The sequence below is a fragment of the Buttiauxella cochleicola genome (assembly GCF_021283185.1).
GTDB lineage: Bacteria > Pseudomonadota > Gammaproteobacteria > Enterobacterales > Enterobacteriaceae > Buttiauxella > Buttiauxella massiliensis.
This window is the reverse complement of record NZ_JAJSOS010000009.1, coordinates 148956-169231: the sequence shown is the minus strand read 5'-3', so window position 1 is coordinate 169231 and position 20276 is coordinate 148956. Positions and strand designations below refer to the sequence as shown.

At 49.0% G+C, this 20276-nt stretch carries 17 protein-coding genes; 6 read left to right on the top strand and 11 right to left on the bottom strand.

Annotation, left to right across the window (positions count from 1 at the left end):
- Positions 1–49: 49 nt before the first annotated feature.
- The 4 genes from LVQ76_RS15435 to LVQ76_RS15420 form a co-directional block, all read right to left on the bottom strand.
- Positions 50–1300 carry a polysaccharide deacetylase family protein gene (locus tag LVQ76_RS15435; RefSeq protein ID WP_232922005.1) on the bottom strand — a complete coding sequence of 417 codons (1251 nt, stop codon included), beginning with the start codon at positions 1298–1300 and terminating at the stop codon, positions 50–52.
- Between the two features lie 84 nt (positions 1301–1384).
- Positions 1385–1816, bottom strand: a complete 432-nt coding sequence (locus LVQ76_RS15430) for a PTS sugar transporter subunit IIA (protein WP_151994977.1) — start codon at positions 1814–1816, stop codon at positions 1385–1387.
- A gap of 118 nt (positions 1817–1934) precedes the next feature.
- A complete protein-coding gene (locus LVQ76_RS15425; protein ID WP_034460895.1) occupies positions 1935–2705 on the bottom strand; it encodes an ABC transporter permease in 771 nt (256 codons plus the stop codon).
- Entirely contained in the window at positions 2702–3628 is a 927-nt protein-coding gene (locus LVQ76_RS15420; protein WP_064516268.1) for an ABC transporter ATP-binding protein, read from the bottom strand. Before LVQ76_RS15420 ends, LVQ76_RS15425 begins: the two co-directional genes overlap by 4 nt.
- A gap of 120 nt (positions 3629–3748) precedes the next feature.
- On the opposite strand from LVQ76_RS15420, the gene can reads away from it, so the two are divergent.
- Positions 3749–4429 carry a carbonate dehydratase gene (gene can / locus LVQ76_RS15415; RefSeq protein ID WP_064516266.1) on the top strand — a complete coding sequence of 227 codons (681 nt, stop codon included), beginning with the start codon at positions 3749–3751 and terminating at the stop codon, positions 4427–4429.
- A gap of 55 nt (positions 4430–4484) precedes the next feature.
- Here can and hpt read toward each other — a convergent pair whose 3' ends face one another.
- On the bottom strand, positions 4485–5021 hold the full coding sequence (gene hpt, locus LVQ76_RS15410) for a hypoxanthine phosphoribosyltransferase (protein ID WP_064516264.1): 537 nt from the start codon (positions 5019–5021) through the stop codon (positions 4485–4487).
- A gap of 160 nt (positions 5022–5181) precedes the next feature.
- Between hpt and LVQ76_RS15405 the strand changes: the two genes are divergently transcribed.
- On the top strand, positions 5182–7596 hold the full coding sequence (locus LVQ76_RS15405; protein WP_233338010.1) for a glucose/quinate/shikimate family membrane-bound PQQ-dependent dehydrogenase: 2415 nt from the start codon (positions 5182–5184) through the stop codon (positions 7594–7596).
- Between the two features lie 76 nt (positions 7597–7672).
- Here the strand turns inward: LVQ76_RS15405 and cueO are convergent, their stop codons facing one another.
- The gene (gene cueO, locus LVQ76_RS15400; protein WP_232922004.1) at positions 7673–9250 is read right to left on the bottom strand and encodes a multicopper oxidase CueO; all 1578 of its coding nucleotides are present in this window, start codon (positions 9248–9250) and stop codon (positions 7673–7675) included.
- A 144-nt stretch (positions 9251–9394) separates the two neighbouring features.
- Between cueO and LVQ76_RS15395 the strand changes: the two genes are divergently transcribed.
- Positions 9395–9742 (top strand): YacC family pilotin-like protein, encoded by a 348-nt coding sequence (locus LVQ76_RS15395; protein ID WP_134187024.1) that lies wholly within the window; start codon positions 9395–9397, stop codon positions 9740–9742.
- 85 nt (positions 9743–9827) lie between these two features.
- Here LVQ76_RS15395 and yacL read toward each other — a convergent pair whose 3' ends face one another.
- The 5 genes from yacL to LVQ76_RS15370 all read right to left on the bottom strand — a co-directional run bounded on the left by yacL (position 9828) and on the right by LVQ76_RS15370 (position 16519).
- Complete coding sequence (yacL, locus tag LVQ76_RS15390) at positions 9828–10193, bottom strand: protein YacL (RefSeq protein ID WP_151994975.1); 366 nt, start codon at positions 10191–10193, stop codon at positions 9828–9830.
- A 152-nt stretch (positions 10194–10345) separates the two neighbouring features.
- On the bottom strand, positions 10346–12943 hold the full coding sequence (gene acnB, locus LVQ76_RS15385; RefSeq protein WP_232922003.1) for a bifunctional aconitate hydratase 2/2-methylisocitrate dehydratase: 2598 nt from the start codon (positions 12941–12943) through the stop codon (positions 10346–10348).
- Positions 12944–13191: 248 nt separating this feature from the next.
- Positions 13192–14622 (bottom strand): 6-phospho-beta-glucosidase, encoded by a 1431-nt coding sequence (locus LVQ76_RS15380; RefSeq protein WP_232922002.1) that lies wholly within the window; start codon positions 14620–14622, stop codon positions 13192–13194.
- Between the two features lie 14 nt (positions 14623–14636).
- Entirely contained in the window at positions 14637–15527 is an 891-nt protein-coding gene (bglK, locus tag LVQ76_RS15375; RefSeq protein WP_232922001.1) for a beta-glucoside kinase BglK, read from the bottom strand.
- A gap of 272 nt (positions 15528–15799) precedes the next feature.
- A complete protein-coding gene (locus LVQ76_RS15370; protein ID WP_232905128.1) occupies positions 15800–16519 on the bottom strand; it encodes a GntR family transcriptional regulator in 720 nt (239 codons plus the stop codon).
- Between the two features lie 195 nt (positions 16520–16714).
- Here LVQ76_RS15370 and LVQ76_RS15365 point away from each other — a divergent pair, with 195 nt between their 5' ends.
- From LVQ76_RS15365 to LVQ76_RS15355, 3 genes are all read left to right on the top strand, one after another.
- Positions 16715–17029 carry a PTS sugar transporter subunit IIB gene (locus LVQ76_RS15365; protein WP_232922000.1) on the top strand — a complete coding sequence of 105 codons (315 nt, stop codon included), beginning with the start codon at positions 16715–16717 and terminating at the stop codon, positions 17027–17029.
- 91 nt (positions 17030–17120) lie between these two features.
- Complete coding sequence (locus tag LVQ76_RS15360; protein ID WP_232921999.1) at positions 17121–18443, top strand: PTS sugar transporter subunit IIC; 1323 nt, start codon at positions 17121–17123, stop codon at positions 18441–18443.
- A 71-nt stretch (positions 18444–18514) separates the two neighbouring features.
- On the top strand, positions 18515–20176 hold the full coding sequence (locus tag LVQ76_RS15355; protein ID WP_232866145.1) for a carbohydrate porin: 1662 nt from the start codon (positions 18515–18517) through the stop codon (positions 20174–20176).
- Positions 20177–20276 lie beyond the last annotated feature (100 nt).

Genomic DNA, 20276 nt, shown 5'->3' with positions numbered 1-20276 from the left:
TCCGAACGAATGAAAAAGACCTGCTTTGTTAAGCAGGTCTTTTTTTATCTTAAGACTTAGTCTGGTTACTAATTAGCCGTGACATCGTTTCTAGCGAGTCAGTTCTCAGTATATAAAGCCGTTTTAGCAAAAACGGATTATCCCCCGGCTTCACTTTCCCACGCACTGTCGTCACTGCCATATGGAACCCCGCATCGTTAGCGGCTGTTACCGCCTTATCGTTGTAACCGCCGAACGGATACGAAAGGTATAAAACATGCGGATTAAACTGCGCAAGCGCGCGTCGCGAGTGTTCAAAATCAAGCAGGATATTACGATAGGTGCGGCGTAAAAGTGTCGGCTGACGATTAGCGTCAACGCGATGCAAGAAATGGGTATGCGACTGGATATCAAACACATCCTGGCTGGCCTGTAATTCCGAGATACTCATAAATTGCAGCGTTTTCGGGTTCCAGGTTTGCGGATGCGCCTTGATGCGTGAAGAAATAATAAAGGACGTCGCTTTGAATCCATACTCTTTAAGAATCGGATAAGCGTAGCGATAGACCGATTTCAGCCCGTCGTCAAAGGTAATCACTACCGCCCGCGCAGGCAGATTCATACGGTTACGCACGTAGCCTTCGAGCTGATACATCGTAAGGGTGGTGTACCCCGTATCGCGCAACCAGGTCATTTGGTTGCTGAAAGCTACCACCGAGGTAGTTGTTGATGTATGGCGAAAGCGTGTGTTCTCTTCATCACGCAAAATATGGTGGTAGGTGAGTACCGGAATACCATTGTCCTGCTGCGCATCGAGACTGCTGACATACCCAAGACGATTGCCAATACGAATTTGATACCAGGTTTGGTTTAAATGGTCTTTCAGACTGGCAATAATTGGGTAGCGTAAATTATCGGCCAATGTACCAAACGTGGCGCTGCGGGTATCCGGTTCGTTATACACGGTAACATCACGGAAAGTGACCAGATTTTGGTTGCTCAGCGGTTTATTCAGGTCACCAAGTCGGTCTTCAATTCGTTGCTTACCAACAACCGGTTCAAGATGCGCTTTATCAATAAAGCCGGTGCCAAAACCAAAGTTAAATTCGTAATAGTCTGCCGCCATTGGCACGACCGCCAGAATCTGCCCTTCCTGAACAGTGCCAACAGAGATGACTTTATCCCCCACCTGCGCCCAGATATCAGCATCTTCAGTGGTTTGCATATATTGCGCGGGAGTGTGATTGCTGCTGAGCAGACTGGCATTAGCGCTACTGCCACAAATCAGCATCAGCACAGCAAAAATAAGGCGAGTTAGCATAACGAATTTGATAGCACTGAGTGTCTCAACGACGGAAAGAGGGTGTCATTCTAACAAAAGCCCACCCAATACCAACCTTTCAAATCAATATTGGTGGAGTAACACAAATGGTGGATTTTTTTGCTGTTGATGCCAGAGGCTGGTGATGTCATCGCCGCCCTGCTCAACAATGCGGTCACGGAACTCTTCGCTGGTCAGCGTTTCTCGATGCATACGCATCGCAAATAGCACAGGCAGCGTGACGCCAGAGATCACTTCACAATGGGAATGTTGGTGGCTCATGAGTGCAGCCGTACGATAAGGTGCAGCCCCGGTTTTATCGGTCAGAAAGACCACTCCATCCCCAGAATCGCAGTTGTACAATGCATCACACATCATACGGCTCAGCATATTGGTGCTAAGCCCATTCCAATAATTCACCGCATAACATTGCGGTTGCGGCCCAAAACGTCGCTCGATTGCATCCAGCATATCCTGAGCGTAATAGTCATGACCGGCAATAACCCAACCTAACATGGCGTTCTCCTTTTCGCAGAGCGCAAGTGTGCCAGAGCGAAAAATTTGCCACGTGATGCTAATCAAAACGGAGTAAGAAAACTCTCAGAAACCTCCCCTTTCGGGGAGGTTAGCAGAATTAGCTGCGCAGACCGCGGCCACGTTGAATCAGATACCAGCACAAGATATAGAAGGCGGCGATAAAGCCCACCAATACTGTGACAGTAAACAGCAATGGTACGTCGTTGATACCGAGGAAACCGTAACGGAAGCCACTGATCATATACACCACTGGGTTCAGGTGGGATAAAGCCTGCCAGAATGGCGGCAATAGTGTCAGGGAGTAGAACACACCGCCTAAATAGGTCAGCGGAGTCAGCACGAAGGTTGGGATCAGGCTGATGTCGTCAAAGGTCTTGGCAAACACGGCATTGAGCAAACCAGCTAGCGAGAACAGGATTGCAGTCAATAGCAGCGTCAGGGCGACAAAAAGCCATGAGTGAACCTGGAAAGGCACGAAGAACAGCGATACTGCCGTCACCAGAATCCCAACACACAGACCGCGCGCCACGCCGCCGCCAACATAACCGGCAATGATAATGTGTGTCGGCACCGGTGCCACCAGCAGCTCTTCAATGTTGCGCTGGAACTTCGCACTGAAGAACGAAGATGCCACGTTAGCGTAAGAGTTAGTAATCACCGCCATCATGATAAGGCCCGGCACGATAAACTGCATGTAGGTAAAACCATGCATTGAGCCAATCTGTGAGCCAATCAAATTACCGAAAATAATAAAATACAGGGTCATGGTGATGACCGGCGGCACCAGAGTCTGGATCCAGATACGCGTGAAACGGTGGATTTCTTTAGTCCAGATACTTTTTAGCGCCACCCAATAGAGATGCATCATGCCTGCTCTCCTTTCGAGCCATTTACCAGCGTGACGAACAACTCCTCAAGACGGTTAGCTTTGTTACGCATACTTAATACCTGAACCCCTTGCGAGCTTAACTGACTGAAGACACTATTTATTCCTTGCTCACGCAGCACTTCTACTTCCAGAGTGGAAGTATCCACCAGCCGATATTGGTAGCCATCAAGCTTCGGTAATGGGCTTTTCGGTGCTAAATCGAGAATAAAAGTTTCTGACTTCAGTTTTGAAAGTAGTGATTTCATCGAGGTGTTTTCGACTAGCTCACCGTTTTGAATAATGCCGATATTGCGGCACAGCATTTCTGCTTCTTCAAGGTAGTGAGTGGTCAGAATAATAGTGGTGCCTTTATCGTTCAGATCCTTCAGGAATCCCCACATCGAGCGACGCAGTTCTATGTCGACACCCGCTGTTGGTTCATCAAGAATCAGCAACTTTGGCTCATGCATTAAGGCACGAGCAATCATCAGGCGGCGTTTCATACCACCTGATAACATACGTGCACGTTCGTTGCGTTTTTCCCACAGATCGAGCTGTTTCAGGTACTTTTCGCTACGCGCGATGGCTTCGTTTTTTTCAACGCCATAGTATCCCGCCTGGTGTACAACGATTTGCTGTACGGTCTCAAATGGGTTGAAGTTAAACTCCTGCGGCACCAAACCAAGCTGGCGTTTAGCATTAACAATGTCTTTTTGCAGGTCATAACCAAACACGCGTACCCGACCAGAGGTTTTATTTACCAGCGAGCTGATAATACCGATGGTAGTGGATTTCCCTGCGCCATTCGGCCCCAGCAGAGCGTAAAAGTCCCCTGCCTCAACACGAAGATCTATGCCACGCAGTGCCTGAACACCGCCGGGATAGGTTTTCGTTAACTGTTCCAGTTCTAATGCAATGGTCATTATTTGCGGTTACCTTGTTCGGTACAAAAAAGTTAAGCTGTTTAAAAATTATTTCAGTTGCACAATCAGTTGCCCTATATTACCTCAACGCACTTCATCCGTTACAGGTTGTTAACCTCCATGAAAGACATTGATACCCTCATCAGCAATAACCAGGTCTGGTCAAAACTGATGGAGGACGAAGACCCGGGCTTTTTCGAACGTTTGTCTCAGGCCCAAAAACCTCGCTTCTTGTGGATTGGCTGTTCTGATAGTCGCGTACCAGCTGAACGTCTGACTGGCCTTGAACCTGGAGAGTTATTTGTTCACCGTAATGTGGCAAACCTGGTCATTCATACGGATTTAAATTGCCTTTCTGTAGTGCAGTACGCGGTAGATGTTCTGGAAGTTGAACACATAATCATTTGCGGTCACTACGGGTGCGGTGGTGTACAAGCGGCGGTTGAAAACCCGGATTTAGGGCTAATTAACAACTGGCTGCTGCATATCCGCGATATCTGGTTCAAGCATAGTTCGCTACTGGGAGAACTCCCACCGGAACAGCGTCTGGATACACTTTGCGAGCTCAATGTGATGGAGCAGGTTTATAACCTTGGCCATTCAACCATTATGCAATCCGCATGGAAACGCGGGCAGAAAGTCACTGTCCACGGTTGGGCTTACGGTATTCACGATGGACGCTTGCGTGACCTGGAAGTCACCGCAACCAGTCGCGAATCACTGGAGCAAGGTTACCGCAGCGGGATTTCGAACCTCCAGAACTCCCATCGCAGCCACAAGAATAGAACACCTTCGCAGTAATGCTGATAGCAAAAAGGGCCTTAAAGGCCCTTTTTTAATGGATGTAGCAAAAGACTTACTCGTCCAGCAGAACCACTTTACCAACGTATGGCAGATGGCGATAACGCTGAGCGTAATCAATGCCGTAACCCACTACGAACTCATCAGGAATAGCGAAACCAACCCACTCAACATTCACTTCCACTTCGCGGCGCTCTGGTTTATCCAGCAGCGTACAAATGGCCAGTGATTTTGGTTCACGCAGGCTAAGAATCTCACGGACTTTGCTCAGTGTATTACCAGAGTCGATAATATCTTCGACGATCAGCACGTCTTTGCCGCGGATATCCTCATCGAGATCTTTCAGGATTTTCACATCGCGGGTGGTCGACATGCCGCTGCCATAACTGGATGCGGTCATAAAATCCACTTCGTGGGGCACTTGCACTTCACGGCACAGGTCCGCCATGAACATAAATGAGCCACGCAGCAAGCCAACCAGCACCATATCACTACCGCTATCACGATAATGTTCAGTGATCTCACGACCCAATTCAGCGATACGGGCTTTGATCTCCGCTTCGGGGATCATCACTTCAACAGTATGTTTCATAGTTATAACCATATGATTTAAAAATAAATCATTCGATGCTGGTTAGATTTTAACCAACACAAAATATTCAGGCCAGCAGTATAACAGCAAAACCCATTCCCGTGCCCAATTGGTAAAAAAGCCATTTATGTGATGAATCTCACACTTGTTAATAACTATAATGAATTGCTATCAAACTTTTAAGAGCGTGATAATTGTGAAAACAAATAACTCAGGTTCGCGGGTAATCGCAACCTTAACAGTCCTGTTTGCGGTACTGACTGGACTGTATTTATTAATTGGCGGGATATGGTTAGTGGCAATTGGTGGGTCCTGGTACTACCCAATTGCAGGGGTGGTGATGTTAATCACCGCATGGTTACTTTGGCAACGCAAAGCTCTGGCCCTGTGGCTCTATGCTGCACTACTGCTTTGCACCGTGGCGTGGTCTGTCTGGGAAGTTGGTTTTGATTTCTGGGCATTAACACCACGTTTAGACGTTCTGTTCTTCTTCGGCGTATGGCTGCTACTGCCATTTGTTTATCGTCATCTGATTTTACCCACTGCAGGTGCGGCTCCGGCCCTTGGTGCGGTGCTGGCGATTACCGTTGTGGCACTGGCCTGGGCGGTATTTAACGATCCGCAAGAAATCAATGGCACGCTGACTGCGGATGCAACAACGCCAACTGCCACTTCATCAACCATTCCTGATGCCGACTGGCCTGCATATGGTCGTAATCAGGAAGGCCAACGCTACTCTCCTTTAAAGCAGATCAACGATAAAAACGTCGGCCAGCTTAAAGAAGCGTGGCGTTTCCAGACTGGCGATGTGAAACGCCCAAGCGATCCGGGTGAAATCACCAACGAAGTCACTCCGATTAAAATCCGCGACACGCTTTACCTGTGTACCGCACACCAGCAGTTGTTTGCGCTGGATGCGACCACCGGTAAACAGAAGTGGAAATTCGATCCGCGTCTGGATACGAATCCTTCGTTCCAACACGTGACTTGCCGTGGTGTTTCTTACCACGAAGCAACCGCGGATAACGCGACTCCGGATGTGGTTTCAGATTGCCCACGTCGTATCATTCTTCCTGTGAATGACGGACGTCTGTTTGCCATTAATGCCGATAATGGCAAGCTTTGCGAAAGCTTTGCTAACAAAGGCATCCTGAATCTGCAAACCAACATGCCGGTCACGACGCCTGGCATGTACGAACCGACTTCACCTCCGATTATCACCGATAAAGTTATCGTGATTGCCGGTGCGGTCACCGATAACTACTCCACTCGCGAGCCGTCTGGTGTTATCCGTGGCTTTGATGTGAACAGCGGTAAATTGCTGTGGGCATTCGATCCTGGTGCTAAAGATCCCAACACCATCCCTGGTGATGAGCATCATTACACCATTAACTCACCAAACTCCTGGGCACCAGCGGCCTATGACGCGAAGTTAGATTTGGTGTACCTGCCGATGGGTGTTACCACACCCGATATTTGGGGCGGCAACCGCACGCCGGAGCAAGAGCGTTATGCCAGCAGCATCGTGGCACTGAACGCGACCACCGGGAAACTGGCCTGGTCATATCAAACAGTTCATCACGACCTGTGGGATATGGATATGCCATCGCAGCCGACGCTTGCGGATATTACGGTTAAAGGCGAAACCGTTCCGGTTATCTACGCGCCTGCGAAAACCGGTAACATCTTTGTGCTCGACCGTCGTGACGGCAAGCTGGTGGTTCCGGCTCCGGAAAAACCTGTTCCACAAGGTGCCGCAAAAGGTGATTACGTGACGCCAACTCAGCCGTTCTCGGATTTGAGTTTCCGTCCGAAGAAAGACCTGAGCGGCGCGGATATGTGGGGCGCGACCCTTTATGACCAGATGGTTTGTCGCATCATCTTCCATAAGCTGCGTTATGAAGGCATTTTCACACCACCGTCTGAGCAAGGCACGCTGGTGTTCCCAGGTAACCTGGGGATGTTCGAGTGGGGTGGGATTTCCGTTGATCCTAACCGCCAGGTGGCAATTGCCAACCCAATGGCACTGCCGTTTGTATCTAAACTGATGCCACGTGGCCCAGGCAACCCGATGGAGCCGCCGAAAGACGCTAAAGGGTCTGGCACAGAAACTGGCATTCAGCCGCAGTATGGCGTGCCGTATGGCGTGACGCTTAATCCGTTCCTCTCTCCGTTTGGCTTACCGTGTAAGCAGCCGGCATGGGGCTACATCTCTGCGGTAGATTTAAAAACCAACGAAGTGGTATGGAAAAAACGTATTGGTACCGTGCGCGACAGCTCACCGCTTCCTCTGCCGTTTAAAATGGGGATGCCAATGCTGGGTGGCCCAATTTCTACCGCAGGTAATGTTCTGTTTATTGGCGCAACCGCAGATAACTACCTGCGTGCTTATAACATGAGCAATGGTGAGAAATTGTGGGAAGCGCGTTTGCCAGCCGGTGGCCAGGCAACACCGATGACCTATGAAGCGAATGGTAAACAGTACGTCGTGATTTCTGCGGGGGGCCATGGCTCCTTCGGAACCAAGATGGGTGACTATATCGTAGCGTACGCGTTACCGGACGACGCTAAGTAAAAAACTGTCGGATGGCGCTGCGCTTATCCGACCTACGAAACTGGCGGATGAACAGACTTCTGTTCATCCGCCTTTTTTACGCCACCGTAAAGCCAAGCATCATACCGGTGTCTTCATGTTCCAGCAGATGGCAGTGCGCCATATACGCCTGCTCTTTAGAAGCCGCATGATCGAACTTCACCAACACTTCACTGCGCCCACCTTCCACGCGAACAGTGTCCTTCCAGCCTTGCCGATGTTTTTCAACCGGCTTACCGTTTTCGCTCAAAATACGGAACTGCGTACCGTGAATATGGAATGGGTGAAGCATCATGTCGCCCTCACCGGAAATCGTCCATTTCTCGTATTTGCCTTTTTCAGCCGTAAAGGCTGGCGTGTTCATATCAAATGCTTTGCCGTTAATCTTGTTGGCATTATGGAAATCGAAGCCCTGCTTACCGTGGTTCATTCCGCCATGGTTCATCTTCCCATGATCCATCTGTCCCATATTACCCATGTTGCCATGCCCGGCCATGTTCATACCCGCCATTGCCTGCTGACCATATTTGTCCATCAGCGCCTGCATCCCCATCATATCTAGCATCGGGTCCATCATCAGTTGCAGCCAGCGCTCGGTGATCCCTTCAATATTTGGCAGAGCCGGGACGGTAACCAGTTTGTCTGGCATTTCGCCGGACGCCGCAATAATCAGTGGCTGAATGTGCACAACGGGCTGGGGTTTGTCGAAAGGCTTAACCGTCATACCCATTTGTTTGACTGGCAGCGTGACGATATCAAACGCTTTACCGTCGCTCGTATCCACCAGCACTTCGAAACGCTCGCCCATCAGCATAGGAAGTTCAGTGACTTTCACTGGCTCCGCGAGTAAGCCACCATCACTGCCAATCACGTATAGCGGGCGGTTATCGCTAGCTGCAATATTGAGCGAACGCGCGTTACAACCATTGAGTAAACGCAAACGCAACCAACCACGTGGGTTGGCATGTTGAGGATAAACCGCGCCATTGCACAGCAGAGTGTCACCAAACCAACCTACTGCGGCACTCATTACGTCTAGCTGATAATCAATTTGCCCATCGGCAGCAAAGCGTTTGTCCTGGATAATCAGCGGGACATCATCGATACCCCACTGTTTTGGTAAGCGTAGCGCGCGACTTTCTTTATCATCGATTAATACCAACCCTGCGAGTCCCATCGCAACCTGATGGCCCGTTTTGCCATGCTGATGTGGGTGGAACCAACACGTTGCAGCGCGTTGTTGCGGAGTAAATTTCACGGAGCGTTTACCACCTGCGGCAATTACTCCTTGTGGCCCACCGTCAACATCACCGGGAACTTCTAAACCATGCCAGTGAACCGTGGTTTCTTCTGTGAGGTTATTATTAATCTCAACGGTGACCTCTTCGCCCTGAGTCAGTTGCAAAGCAGGTCCTAGCAAGTTGCCGTTATAGCCCCAGGTCGTTGCAGTTTTTCCATTGAATGTGCTTTTGCCCGCTTGCACAGCTAAACGAATGCTATTCTTTGCATCAGGGGCGAGAATTCCGGGGATCGGTAGTGCGGGTCTATCAGCGGCCAATGCCGCTTTACTCCAGAGCGGTAAGGCGCTAAACGCACCAATGGCAGCAGAATATTTTAGAAAATCACGACGATGCATATTCAATTCCTTTAGGTTGCAGGCGTGCCATTAAGCATAAACCCTGCCCTTACAGGAAGGTCAAGTTTAGAGCAGATAATAATTCTCGTCGTGCCTCATTTAACTGTGTTACCGTTTCGTATCTGATAAAAAGTGGTAGATGTGATGAAGATGGGAGTTAGGGCGTTAATGCTGGGTTTGTTGCTGGCTTTTTCCACCAGCAGTCAGGCACTTAGCGAGTCTGAAGCAGAAGATATGGCCGATCTTACTGCGGTATTTGTGTTCCTGAAAAATGATTGTGGCTACCAAAACCTGCCTAACGGACAAATTCGCCGCGCATTGGTCTTTTTTGCCCAGCAAAACCAGTGGGATTTGAGCAACTACGACACCTTCAACATGAAGGCGCTTGGCGAAGATAGCTATCGTGATTTAAGCGGTATTGCCATTCCGACTGCCAAGAAATGCAAATCCCTTGCCCGGGACTCGCTCAGCTTGCTCGCCTACGTGAAATAGCCCGAACTTCCACAGCCCTTTGCGGAAAGTTATGCCGTCCCAAAAGTCTTCACACAGGCTTTTGGGACACTGCTTTGAAAATAAGTTATCGGTTCTGTGCGATAAACTCTCGGTATGCGTTCACAACCTGCATAAAATCCTCGACGCCGCAGAATGACAAACTCTCTTCATCGTAGTAGTTCATCCCTTCTTCCATTTCATCACCTGAAATTTCCAGCTGATTAGCACGAATCATCACTTCTTCACCATCGAGCAACACTGTGTATTCATGCCCGACACGCTGCCACTGGCGTTCACTGCCTTTGACTGAATTTGCCGCTTCTTCTACTTCATCAAGCAAGCCGAGATTATCTTTCACTTCTTCGTTAAACCAATGGCCCACGACTTCATGACCCATCGACATACGCACTTTCACCAAACCGGTGACATCGCGCAAAAATTCATATTCCATGGTGTTTTCCTCTACCCTGCCCGGGGAAATACAGTACCCCTTAGCGTATAGAGTAAGTATCGCAGCAAAGTCGTCGAAAAACAGCGTTCAGGCACGAGCGTGGCAAATAAAAAGGGAGGCCTAAGCCTCCCTTGTCGCAGATTGGGTAAATGTTATACCGCAGTCTGGAAAATCACGCCGTCAGCTTTCTCGGTGTACTGAGAAAGTTTGTCGAAGTTCAGGTAACGGTAAGTATCAACCGCCGTCTTATCCACCTGCGCCATAAAGGTCTGGTACTCGTCAGGCGTTGGCAGTTTGCCCAGCAGTGATGCCACTGCGGCCAGTTCTGCGGAAGCCAGGAACACGTTCGCACCAGTGCCTAAACGGTTAGGGAAGTTACGGGTAGACGTTGAAACCACGGTTGAACCGTCTGCCACACGCGCCTGGTTACCCATGCACAGTGAACAGCCTGGGATTTCGATACGCGCACCGCTCTTACCAAACACGCTGTAGTAGCCTTCTTCAGTTAACTGAGCGGCATCCATACGCGTTGGTGGCGCAACCCATAGACGAGTTGGTAACTGGCCTTTGTGGCTATCGAGCAGTTTACCCGCCGCACGGAAGTGGCCGATGTTGGTCATGCAAGAACCGATAAATACTTCATCGATTTTCTCGCCGGCGACATCAGACAGCAGACGCGCGTCGTCAGGATCGTTTGGCGCACAAAGAATTGGCTCTTTGATGTCATTCAGATCGATTTCGATGATTTCTGCGTATTCCGCATCAGCATCGGCTTCCATCAACTGAGGATCAGCCAGCCATTTTTCCATGCCCTGGATACGGCGCTCAAGCGTACGACGATCGCCGTAACCTTCTGCGATCATCCACTTCAGGAGCACAATGTTAGAGCTCAGATACTCTTCGATCGGCTCGCGATCCAACTTGATGGTACAACCAGCAGCTGAACGCTCAGCGGAAGCATCGGTCAGCTCAAACGCTTGCTCTACTTTCAGAGTTGGCAGGCCTTCGATTTCCAGGATGCGGCCAGAGAAGATGTTTTTCTTACCTTTCTTCTCAACAGTCAGCAGGCCTTGTTTGATGGCATACAGTGGGATCGCGTGAACCAGGTCGCGCAGCGTAATACCCGGCTGCATTTTGCCTTTAAAGCGCACCAGAACAGACTCAGGCATATCCAGTGGCATCACACCCGTTGCCGCAGCAAACGCCACCAGGCCAGAACCCGCAGGGAAGGAGATCCCGATTGGGAAACGGGTATGCGAGTCACCGCCAGTCCCGACGGTATCAGGCAGCAGCATACGGTTCAGCCATGAGTGAATAACACCATCACCCGGACGCAGCGACACGCCGCCACGGTTCATAATGAAGTCAGGCAGTGTATGGTGAGTATTCACATCCACAGGCTTAGGATAAGCCGCCGTGTGGCAGAAGGACTGCATCACCAAATCAGCGGAGAAGCCCAGGCACGCCAGGTCTTTCAGTTCATCACGGGTCATTGGCCCGGTGGTGTCCTGAGAGCCGACAGAAGTCATTTTTGGTTCGCAGTACTGGTTCGGGCGAATGCCTTCCACGCCACATGCGCGGCCAACCATTTTCTGCGCCAGAGAGAAGCCGCGCGTGCTGGCGACAACATCTTTCGCCTGCACAAACACTTCGCTGCGTGGCAAATCCAGCGCTTCGCGAGCTTTGGTTGTCAGACCGCGACCGATGATCAGCGGAATACGGCCACCGGCACGAACTTCGTCCAGCAACACGTCAGTTTTCAGCTCGAAGTTTGCGATAACTTCGTTGGTTTCGTGGTTACGCACTTCGCCTTTGTATGGATAGATGTCAATAACATCGCCCATATTCAGGTCGTTTACGTCAACTTCGATTGGCAGCGCACCGGCATCTTCCATAGTGTTAAAGAAGATTGGCGCGATTTTGCCACCAAGCACCACACCGCCGCCGCGCTTGTTCGGCACGTTCGGGATGTCATCGCCCATGAACCACAGCACGGAGTTAGTCGCAGATTTACGCGAAGAACCGGTACCAACAACGTCGCCCACATAAGCCAGAGGGAAACCTTTTTTGTTCAGCTCTTCGATCTGTTTGATCGGGCCAACGCTGCCAGGCTGATCCGGCTCGATACCTTCGCGGGCGTTTTTCAGCATCGCTAACGCGTGCAGAGGGATATCCGGGCGCGACCAGGCATCTGGAGCTGGAGACAAGTCATCGGTATTCGTTTCGCCGGTGACTTTAAATACGGTAACAGTGATTTTCTCAGCCAGTTTTGGACGAGACAGGAACCATTCGGCATCAGCCCAGGATTTCAGCACTTTTTGCGCGTGAACGTTACCCGCTTTGGCTTTCTCTTCTACGTCGTAGAAGTTATCGAACATCAGCAGCGTGTGAGACAGCGCTTTGCCCGCAATCGCGGCCAGTTTTTCGTTATCCAGCGCGTCAATCAGCGGATGAATGTTGTAGCCGCCTTGCATGGTACCAAGCAGTTCTACAGCTTTCTCAGGGGAGATTAACGGGGAAGTGGCTTCACCTTTGGTGATAGCAGCCAGGAAACCGGCTTTAACGTAGGCGGCTTCATCAACGCCTGGCGGAACACGATTGGTAATAAGATCTAAAAGGAATTCTTCTTCACCCGCTGGCGGGGATTTCAGCAGCTCGACCAGTGCGGCCATTTGGGATGCTTCTAAAGGTTTTGGAACAATCCCATCTGCAGCACGTTCGGCTACGTGCTTACGGTATTCTTCTAGCACGACGGTTCTCCTCGCTCTCATTGTCATTTCGGTTCCGGCTATTCTCTTCACGCTCCTGTGAGACAGCAGTTTGTAGGGTAAATGCCCGGTACCGCGACGGGCAGCATAGCAGGATTTTCAGGGGGGGTGAATGTGTTTACAAAAAAGCAACATTAAATACTTGCTGAATCGTTAAGGGCAAAATGAGAGGGTTTTGTAAGGTGGATAAGCAGCGTCATCCACCATTTACACAGAATAAATAAGAAGAGTTACAGTTGTTCGCCGTTAGACTTAATCACCTGCTGATACCAGGCGAAAGATTTCTTGCGGCTGCGCTCCAGCGTTCCATTACCTTCGTTATCTTTATCTACGTAGATTAAGCCGTAACGCTTTTTCATCTCACCGGTTCCTGCAGAAACCAGGTCAATACATCCCCACGGGGTGTAACCCATAAGGTCAACGCCGTCCTCAACTACCGCTTTTTTCATCTCGGCGATATGAGCAGACATATAGTCGATACGGTACTGATCATCCACCACGCCATCGCTTCCCTGAACATCAATCGCTCCAAAGCCATTTTCAACGATAAACAACGGCAGTTGATAATGATCCCAGAACCAGTTCAGTGAGTAGCGAAGCCCTACCGGATCAATCTGCCAACCCCAGTCTGATTTTTTAACGTGCGGATTTGAAACCAGGCTTTTGGATTCGTCGTAATCCAGCTGCGGGTTGTCGTCGGTGGCTTTGGTGGCAAACGACATGTAATAGCTAAAGCCGATGTAATCGACACAACCCTGTTTCAGATCTGCGAGGTCTTCATCGGTGATATCCAGCTCGAAACCACGGCGTTCAAAATAATTGAGCAGATGTTTAGGGTACGTGCCGCGCACATGAACGTCAGTAAACCAGTAACGACGGTGCATGGCGTTCATCGCCATCATCATATCGTTAGGCGCACAGCTCAACGGGTAGATTGGGCACATTGCGATCATGCAGCCTACCAGCAGATCGGGATTGATCTCACGCGCTGCTTTCACGGCCAGCGCGCTGGCGACCAGCTCGTAGTGCGCGGCCTGGAACATCACCGGCTCACGATCCTCGCCCGGTTCATACTTCAGGCCCGAGTTGGTAAACGGTGCAAAGTCTTCGTGGAAGTTAGCCTGATTGTTGATCTCGTTAAAGGTCATCCAGTACTTCACTTTGTGCTGATAGCGGGTGAATACCACTTTGGCAAAACGCACGAAGAAATCGATCAGCTTGCGGTTGCGCCAGCCGCCGTATTCGGTCACTAAGTGATAAGGCATCTCGAAATGCGAAAGGGTAATCACCGGTTCGATACCGTGCTTCAGGCACTCATCGAACAAATCATCATAAAATCGCAGACCTGCTTCATTAGGCTCCAACTCATCACCAAGCGGGAAGATACGCGTCCAGGCAATCGAGGTGCGGAAACATTTAAAGCCCATCTCGGCAAACAGCTGAATATCGTCTTTATAGCGGTGGTAGAAATCTATTGCGTCGTGGTTAGGGTAATTTTTGCCCGGCAACACGCCGTCGGTAATTTCGCGTGGCACACCATGAGCGCCAGCGGTCATGACATCAGCAACGCTTATCCCCTTGCCGCCCTCTTTCCAGCCGCCTTCCAACTGATGAGCTGCAACCGCGCCGCCCCATAGAAATCCATCTTTAAATCCGGACATATTCTTTCCCTCAATTAGAGATCGCGAGTTTGCGACCGGTATTGCTGATTGAAATGGTAGACCGCCCCGATAAGTCCGGCGTCATTGCCATGGCTGACGGTATCGACAAACTCGCCAATTCCAAACCAGGCCAGATGTTCACGAAGCAGCGCAAGAAACCCAGGGCGTTCGACAATGCCGCCACCCACCAGAATCGTTTGCGGATCGAATAAGTTGACGAGGTTATAAAGGCCGGTACCAATACCGTTGAAAAACTCTGCGACCAGACGCTGACAAACCACATCGCCAGCGTCATAACCATCGAAAACGTCTTCACCGGTCACCTCTTCCAGCGGCCTGGCTGCGTAATCAGCGTAGAGCTGACGCAGCACGCGCATGGTGCAGGTTCCATTCATCGTGTAGTGAGGGACATCGCGCGGGCCGGCACGTTCAGTCAGCATGTAACCGAACTCCCCCGCTCGAAAACGCGCCCCATGCACCAGTTGGTTATTGCAGAAAATTGCACCGCCGATACCCGTTCCAATCGTCAGCACCAGAAAGTTGGCCATCTCAGCCGCCTTGCCTTGCCAGCGCTCAGCAAGCAGCACGCAATTTGCATCGTTTTCAATGGCAACAGGCAGCTGGGTTTGTTCTTCGAGCCACGTTTTGATAGCGAAATTATCGAACTTGCGGATCGCCCCGCCCATCGAGATAAAGCCGGTATGCGGGTTCACGTAACCTGGAGCGCTGATTGCTATTCCTTCGCATTCCGGATGTGCCGCAATCCATTTAACAATGGCCTGCAAAATCTGTTCACCGTCGCTATGACTAATCGGCTGTTTTCTCTTCTCCAGAACTTCTCCGTCTGAGGCAATAACGCCCATTTTTAGCGCCGTACCACCGATATCAAATGCAGCAATTTTCATGCGGTTCGTTCCTTAATAATGAGTCGTTCCAGGTTATTTTTATTATCGAGCGTGGAGACGAAATCAATCTTATGAACCAGTAGTTCAATTAGCAAACCGCAACCCAATAATGCTTAAACCACTTTTGAACCTCTTTAGAAAGCCAGCACGCAAGAGGCTTGTGGCTACGTGTCAAATAATCATGGCGAGATGTGCATTTATTACTGGATTTATGAACAACTTTTTTACCGGGAATTGTGATCGATGATCGGAATTAACGCCCCTGCTCAGGATCATTTTTCGGCCTGAGTCATCTTACGAGGCAAGAAATATTTCACCTGGAACTCAAACACGTTGGTGTAAAGAATCGAATAATCGATGGGGCTGTTTTCTTCGTCTATCGATTGCGTCTCCATTTTAATAATGGGATCACGAACGCTGATATGCAGCATTTTGGCTATTTCCGGGGAAGGCAGCACGGGTTGAAACGACTCATAGCAGCCCTGAATGACGACCTGACATTCGTCTTCAATGTAAGAAAATTTTGATTTCTTCATGTGATTAACCGTCAGATCAGGAAAGCGATTGACGGAAAGCCAGGTTTCTTCAAGTTGCATCGGCACGTTATCAATATGGCGTAGCCGCTTTGAATAATATACGGGTTCACCGGTAGCCAACTGCAAGCGGATGGCGATTTCCTCTGATGCCGCCTGCAACTCAAATCTCAACACCTGGCTGGTGGGCTTTTTCCCTTCGCTACGGGCAATTTCCGTAAAGCTATCCAGATGGGTGACAAAAGCCTGGAAATGCTTGTTGCGTAAATAGGTTCCTGAGCCGTGTCTACGCTCAATTAATTCTTCTTCCTCCAGGACTTTTAACGCTTTACGCAACGTATTGCGGGAGACATTGCAGTACTCCGCCAGTTCCTTTTCCGACGGGAGAATATCGCCAATGCTGTACGCTGGACTGCTAATTTTGTTTTTTAGTACATTGACAACATCTTTGTAAACCACTTTTGCACCTCTACAATTCTTTAAGAATCACTAAGTTATATTATTTCTAGTTGTTACAGCCAATCACACGTTCATTTATAAAGGACATATTAAACAACTCAGCCCTTACTAACTGTGATCAAAATTGCAGATGCTTTAGTGAATATTCATTAAGTTACCCCGCACTGAACATCAACCTATATTAAGAGGATCGAAATGAAAAATATATTATTGGTTTGTGCTGCGGGGATGTCCACGAGCATGCTGGTAAAGCGTATGAAAGAACATGCTGCTACGAATAATGTTGAAGTCAATATTAACGCGCTGGCAATTTCTGAAGCAAAAGACAGAATAAAGAAAAATGAAGCAGATATCGTACTTCTTGGGCCACAGGTGCGCTTTCAGAAAGGTGAAATAGAAGAAATAGCCCAGGGGAAAATACCTGTCGCCGTCATCGATATGAAACATTACGGGCAAATGGACGGAAAAACCGTGTTAGAAAATGCGTTAACCCTGCTTGCCAGTCATTAAGATTTTTTGTTTTAGGACATTAAGTTACGCCCCGTAATTAATTACATACTTTCGTTCCCCCATATATATACATAACCCTAAGGGACTCGTCATGAGTTTAATGGATACTTTTGAACGCGGCATGGAGAAAATCCTTGTCCCGGTTGCTATTAAATTAAATTCTCAGATACATGTTTCTGCCATTCGCGATGCCTTTATTTTGTCATTTCCTATCGTGATGGCAAGCTCGCTAATCGTTTTAATTAACTTTGCTATTCTTTCACCCGATGGTTTCATTGCTTCACTATTGCATTTAGGAACGTTATTCCCCAATTTAGCCGAAGCGCAAAAAATATTTTCTCCAGTCATGAATGGCTCCGTCAACATCATGTCCATTATGATTGCCTTCCTGGTTGCGCGAAATATTGCGATTAACTACCAGCAAGATGATTTACTTTGTGGACTTACGGCTATCGGCGCTTTCTTTGTCGTTTATACGCCTTATCAAATGGTAGGAGGGCAAGCGTATTTAACCACCCAATATTTGGGGCCACAGGGGCTTTTTGTTGCCATTATTGTCGCCATGTTGACCAGCGAGATTTTTTGCCGTCTTTCGCGTAACCCTAAAATCACCATCACGATGCCAGATGCCGTTCCTCCTGCAGTGGCCCGTTCCTTTAAGGTACTGATCCCGATTTTCTGCGTGATGATTTTCTTCTCCGTCGTTAACTACTGCCTGACGAAGATATCGCCAAATGGGCTGAATGAGCTTATTTACACACTTATTCAGGCACCGCTGAAAAATATGGGTACCAATATTTTTGCGGTGTTAATACTTGGCGTAGTCGCGAACTTCTTGTGGGTGTTGGGGATCCACGGGCCAAATACGGTCGCAGCGATTCGTGAAACCATTTTCTCTGAAGCCAATCTGGAAAACTTATCATTTGCCGCATCTAACGGGACGACCTGGGGTGCGCCTTACCCGATTACCTGGGGTGGCATAAACGATGCCTTTGCCAACTATGGTGGCTCAGGTATGACACTAGGCTTGCTGTTAGCAATATTTATTGCCTCACGCCGCGCCGATTATCGCGACATGGCAAAAATGGCCTTCGTTCCTGGATTATTTAATATTAACGAGCCCATTATTTTTGGCTTACCGGTTGTTTTGAACCCAATACTCATCATTCCATTTATTACCGTACCATTTGTTAATTCATTGGTGGGATATTTCTTTGTCAGCATGGAAATCATTCCACCTATTGCTTATGCCGTCCCCTGGACAACCCCCGGCCCGTTAATCGCATTCTTCGGAACAGGAGGAAACTGGCTGGCACTCTTTGTGGGAATATTGTGCCTGGCGATATCAACATTAATTTATTTACCTTTCGTTATTGCGGCAAACAAAGTGAACACCGCACAAGCAGCACAGTAATCATCGTCTGAATTACCCTCCTTCAGTCTCCCAAACTGAAGGAGAATAATAATTATATTTAGAGGTATAACATGTATTCAAAACCATTGAAGGTTAGCTTATTGTCTTTATCAATACTTCTGGCTTTATCCTCAACGAATGTTCTGGCGGCTAAATTAACCGTTGAGCAGCGCCTTGAGCTTCTTGAAAACCAATTATTAGAAAACCAAACTGAACTAAAGAAAACGCAGAAAGAATTAGCCAGTTATAAAAACAAAGTGGCGAGTTTAGAAAAAAACACACCACCGCAAATTGCTCAAGTCACTCAATCAGAATTATCACCAGCTGCGGATAATATCGAGAACGAGAATAAACCCGTGGGTGAGGTTTCGTCTCCGACACCAGTGAATGGCACCCAGAAAGTTGCGGTAATTAACCACGAAGGAGGGAAAACCCGCGTAGAAAGCGTCACATTAAAAGATATCAGCAAGTTTATTAAGGATGATATCGGCTTTAGCTACCAGGGTTACTTCCGCTCAGGCTGGGCGGCTTCTAATCGTGGCTCAGCACAAACCTATGCGGCAGGGTCGCTCGGCCGTTTTGGCAACGAGATGAGCGGTTGGTTCGACTTGACCCTGAATCAGCGGGTCTATAACCAGGACGGTAAAACCGCCAACGCCATTGTCACCTACGACGGTAACGTTGGTGAGCAATACAATGATGCCTGGTTTGGTGACAGCGATAATGAAAATATTCTGCAATTTAGCGATATTTTCCTGACCACCCGGGGCTTCCTTCCGTTTGCACAAGAGGCTGATTTTTGGGTAGGTAAACATAAACTGCCAGAATATGAAATCCAGATGCTCGACTGGAAGACACTCACCACCGATGTTGCCGCAGCCGTCGGTATTCAGAACTGGCAACTTGGGCCGGGGCAATTGGACGCATCCGTGAGTCGTAATGACGTTGACGTTTACTCGCGAGATTTCAGCCACACCACGCAGATGAACACCAATTCCGTGGATTTACGCTACCGCAATATCCCACTGTGGCAGGACGGATCGTTATCATTAATGGGCAAATACGCGTTTGCCAATAAAACAGACGATCAGAAATCCAATGAAGATAATGGTTCCTTCTTCAAGCTGGAGGATACCTGGATGACGACCGCCATCGTGCGCCAGAATCTGCCACGCGATGCCTTCAATGAGTTCACGCTCCAGGTTGCCAACAACTCTTATGCCAGCAGCTTCGCCAACTTCTCAGGTGCCAGTAACTCGATGGCAGCAGGGCGTTATTATTACGGCGATCATTCCGACGGCATTGCCTGGCGTCTGATTTCTCAGGGTGAGATGTACCTCGCAGACCGAATCATTATGGCGAATGCGTTAGTCTGGTCTCACGGTGAAGATGTCTACAGTTATGAGAGCGGTGCCCACAGCGATTTCAATAGCCTGCGCGCGGTGATCCGCCCGGCATGGATTTGGGATACCTGGAATCAGACCGGTGTGGAACTAAGCTGGTTTGCTCAGAAAAACAAAACGGAACAAGGCGTTAACCTGAAAGAGTCAGGATTTAAAACGACGCTTTACCATGCACTTAAAGTCGGGCCAAGTTTGCTGGGTTCGCGTCCGGAAATTCGTTTCTACGGCACCTACCTGAACATCCAGGATAACGAACTTTCGCAGTACAAGTTTAATGACGACAGCAATAACGAATTTATGGCGGGAGTTCAGGCAGAAGTCTGGTGGTAATCATCCCCTAAATATTGTGGAGCGCGTGACCCACTTTGAGAGCAGCACGTTTTACGTTAACCGCGTCATTCTGGCTGTGCCACTTGATGCCAGCAGCACA

What these genes read in the sequence shown, in the direction of transcription:
- LVQ76_RS15435 (WP_232922005.1), bottom strand. Translation starts at nt 1,300, where the DNA reads ATGCTAACTCGCCTTATTTTTGCTGTGCTGATGCTGATTTGTGGCAGT.
- LVQ76_RS15430 (WP_151994977.1), bottom strand. Translation starts at nt 1,816, where the DNA reads ATGTTAGGTTGGGTTATTGCCGGTCATGACTATTACGCTCAGGATATG.
- LVQ76_RS15425 (WP_034460895.1), bottom strand. Translation starts at nt 2,705, where the DNA reads ATGATGCATCTCTATTGGGTGGCGCTAAAAAGTATCTGGACTAAAGAA.
- LVQ76_RS15420 (WP_064516268.1), bottom strand. Translation starts at nt 3,628, where the DNA reads ATGACCATTGCATTAGAACTGGAACAGTTAACGAAAACCTATCCCGGC.
- can (WP_064516266.1), top strand. Translation starts at nt 3,749, where the DNA reads ATGAAAGACATTGATACCCTCATCAGCAATAACCAGGTCTGGTCAAAA.
- hpt (WP_064516264.1), bottom strand. Translation starts at nt 5,021, where the DNA reads ATGAAACATACTGTTGAAGTGATGATCCCCGAAGCGGAGATCAAAGCC.
- LVQ76_RS15405 (WP_233338010.1), top strand. Translation starts at nt 5,182, where the DNA reads ATGAATTGCTATCAAACTTTTAAGAGCGTGATAATTGTGAAAACAAAT.
- cueO (WP_232922004.1), bottom strand. Translation starts at nt 9,250, where the DNA reads ATGCATCGTCGTGATTTTCTAAAATATTCTGCTGCCATTGGTGCGTTT.
- LVQ76_RS15395 (WP_134187024.1), top strand. Translation starts at nt 9,395, where the DNA reads ATGAAGATGGGAGTTAGGGCGTTAATGCTGGGTTTGTTGCTGGCTTTT.
- yacL (WP_151994975.1), bottom strand. Translation starts at nt 10,193, where the DNA reads ATGGAATATGAATTTTTGCGCGATGTCACCGGTTTGGTGAAAGTGCGT.
- LVQ76_RS15380 (WP_232922002.1), bottom strand. Translation starts at nt 14,622, where the DNA reads ATGTCCGGATTTAAAGATGGATTTCTATGGGGCGGCGCGGTTGCAGCT.
- bglK (WP_232922001.1), bottom strand. Translation starts at nt 15,527, where the DNA reads ATGAAAATTGCTGCATTTGATATCGGTGGTACGGCGCTAAAAATGGGC.
- LVQ76_RS15365 (WP_232922000.1), top strand. Translation starts at nt 16,715, where the DNA reads ATGAAAAATATATTATTGGTTTGTGCTGCGGGGATGTCCACGAGCATG.
- LVQ76_RS15360 (WP_232921999.1), top strand. Translation starts at nt 17,121, where the DNA reads ATGAGTTTAATGGATACTTTTGAACGCGGCATGGAGAAAATCCTTGTC.
- LVQ76_RS15355 (WP_232866145.1), top strand. Translation starts at nt 18,515, where the DNA reads ATGTATTCAAAACCATTGAAGGTTAGCTTATTGTCTTTATCAATACTT.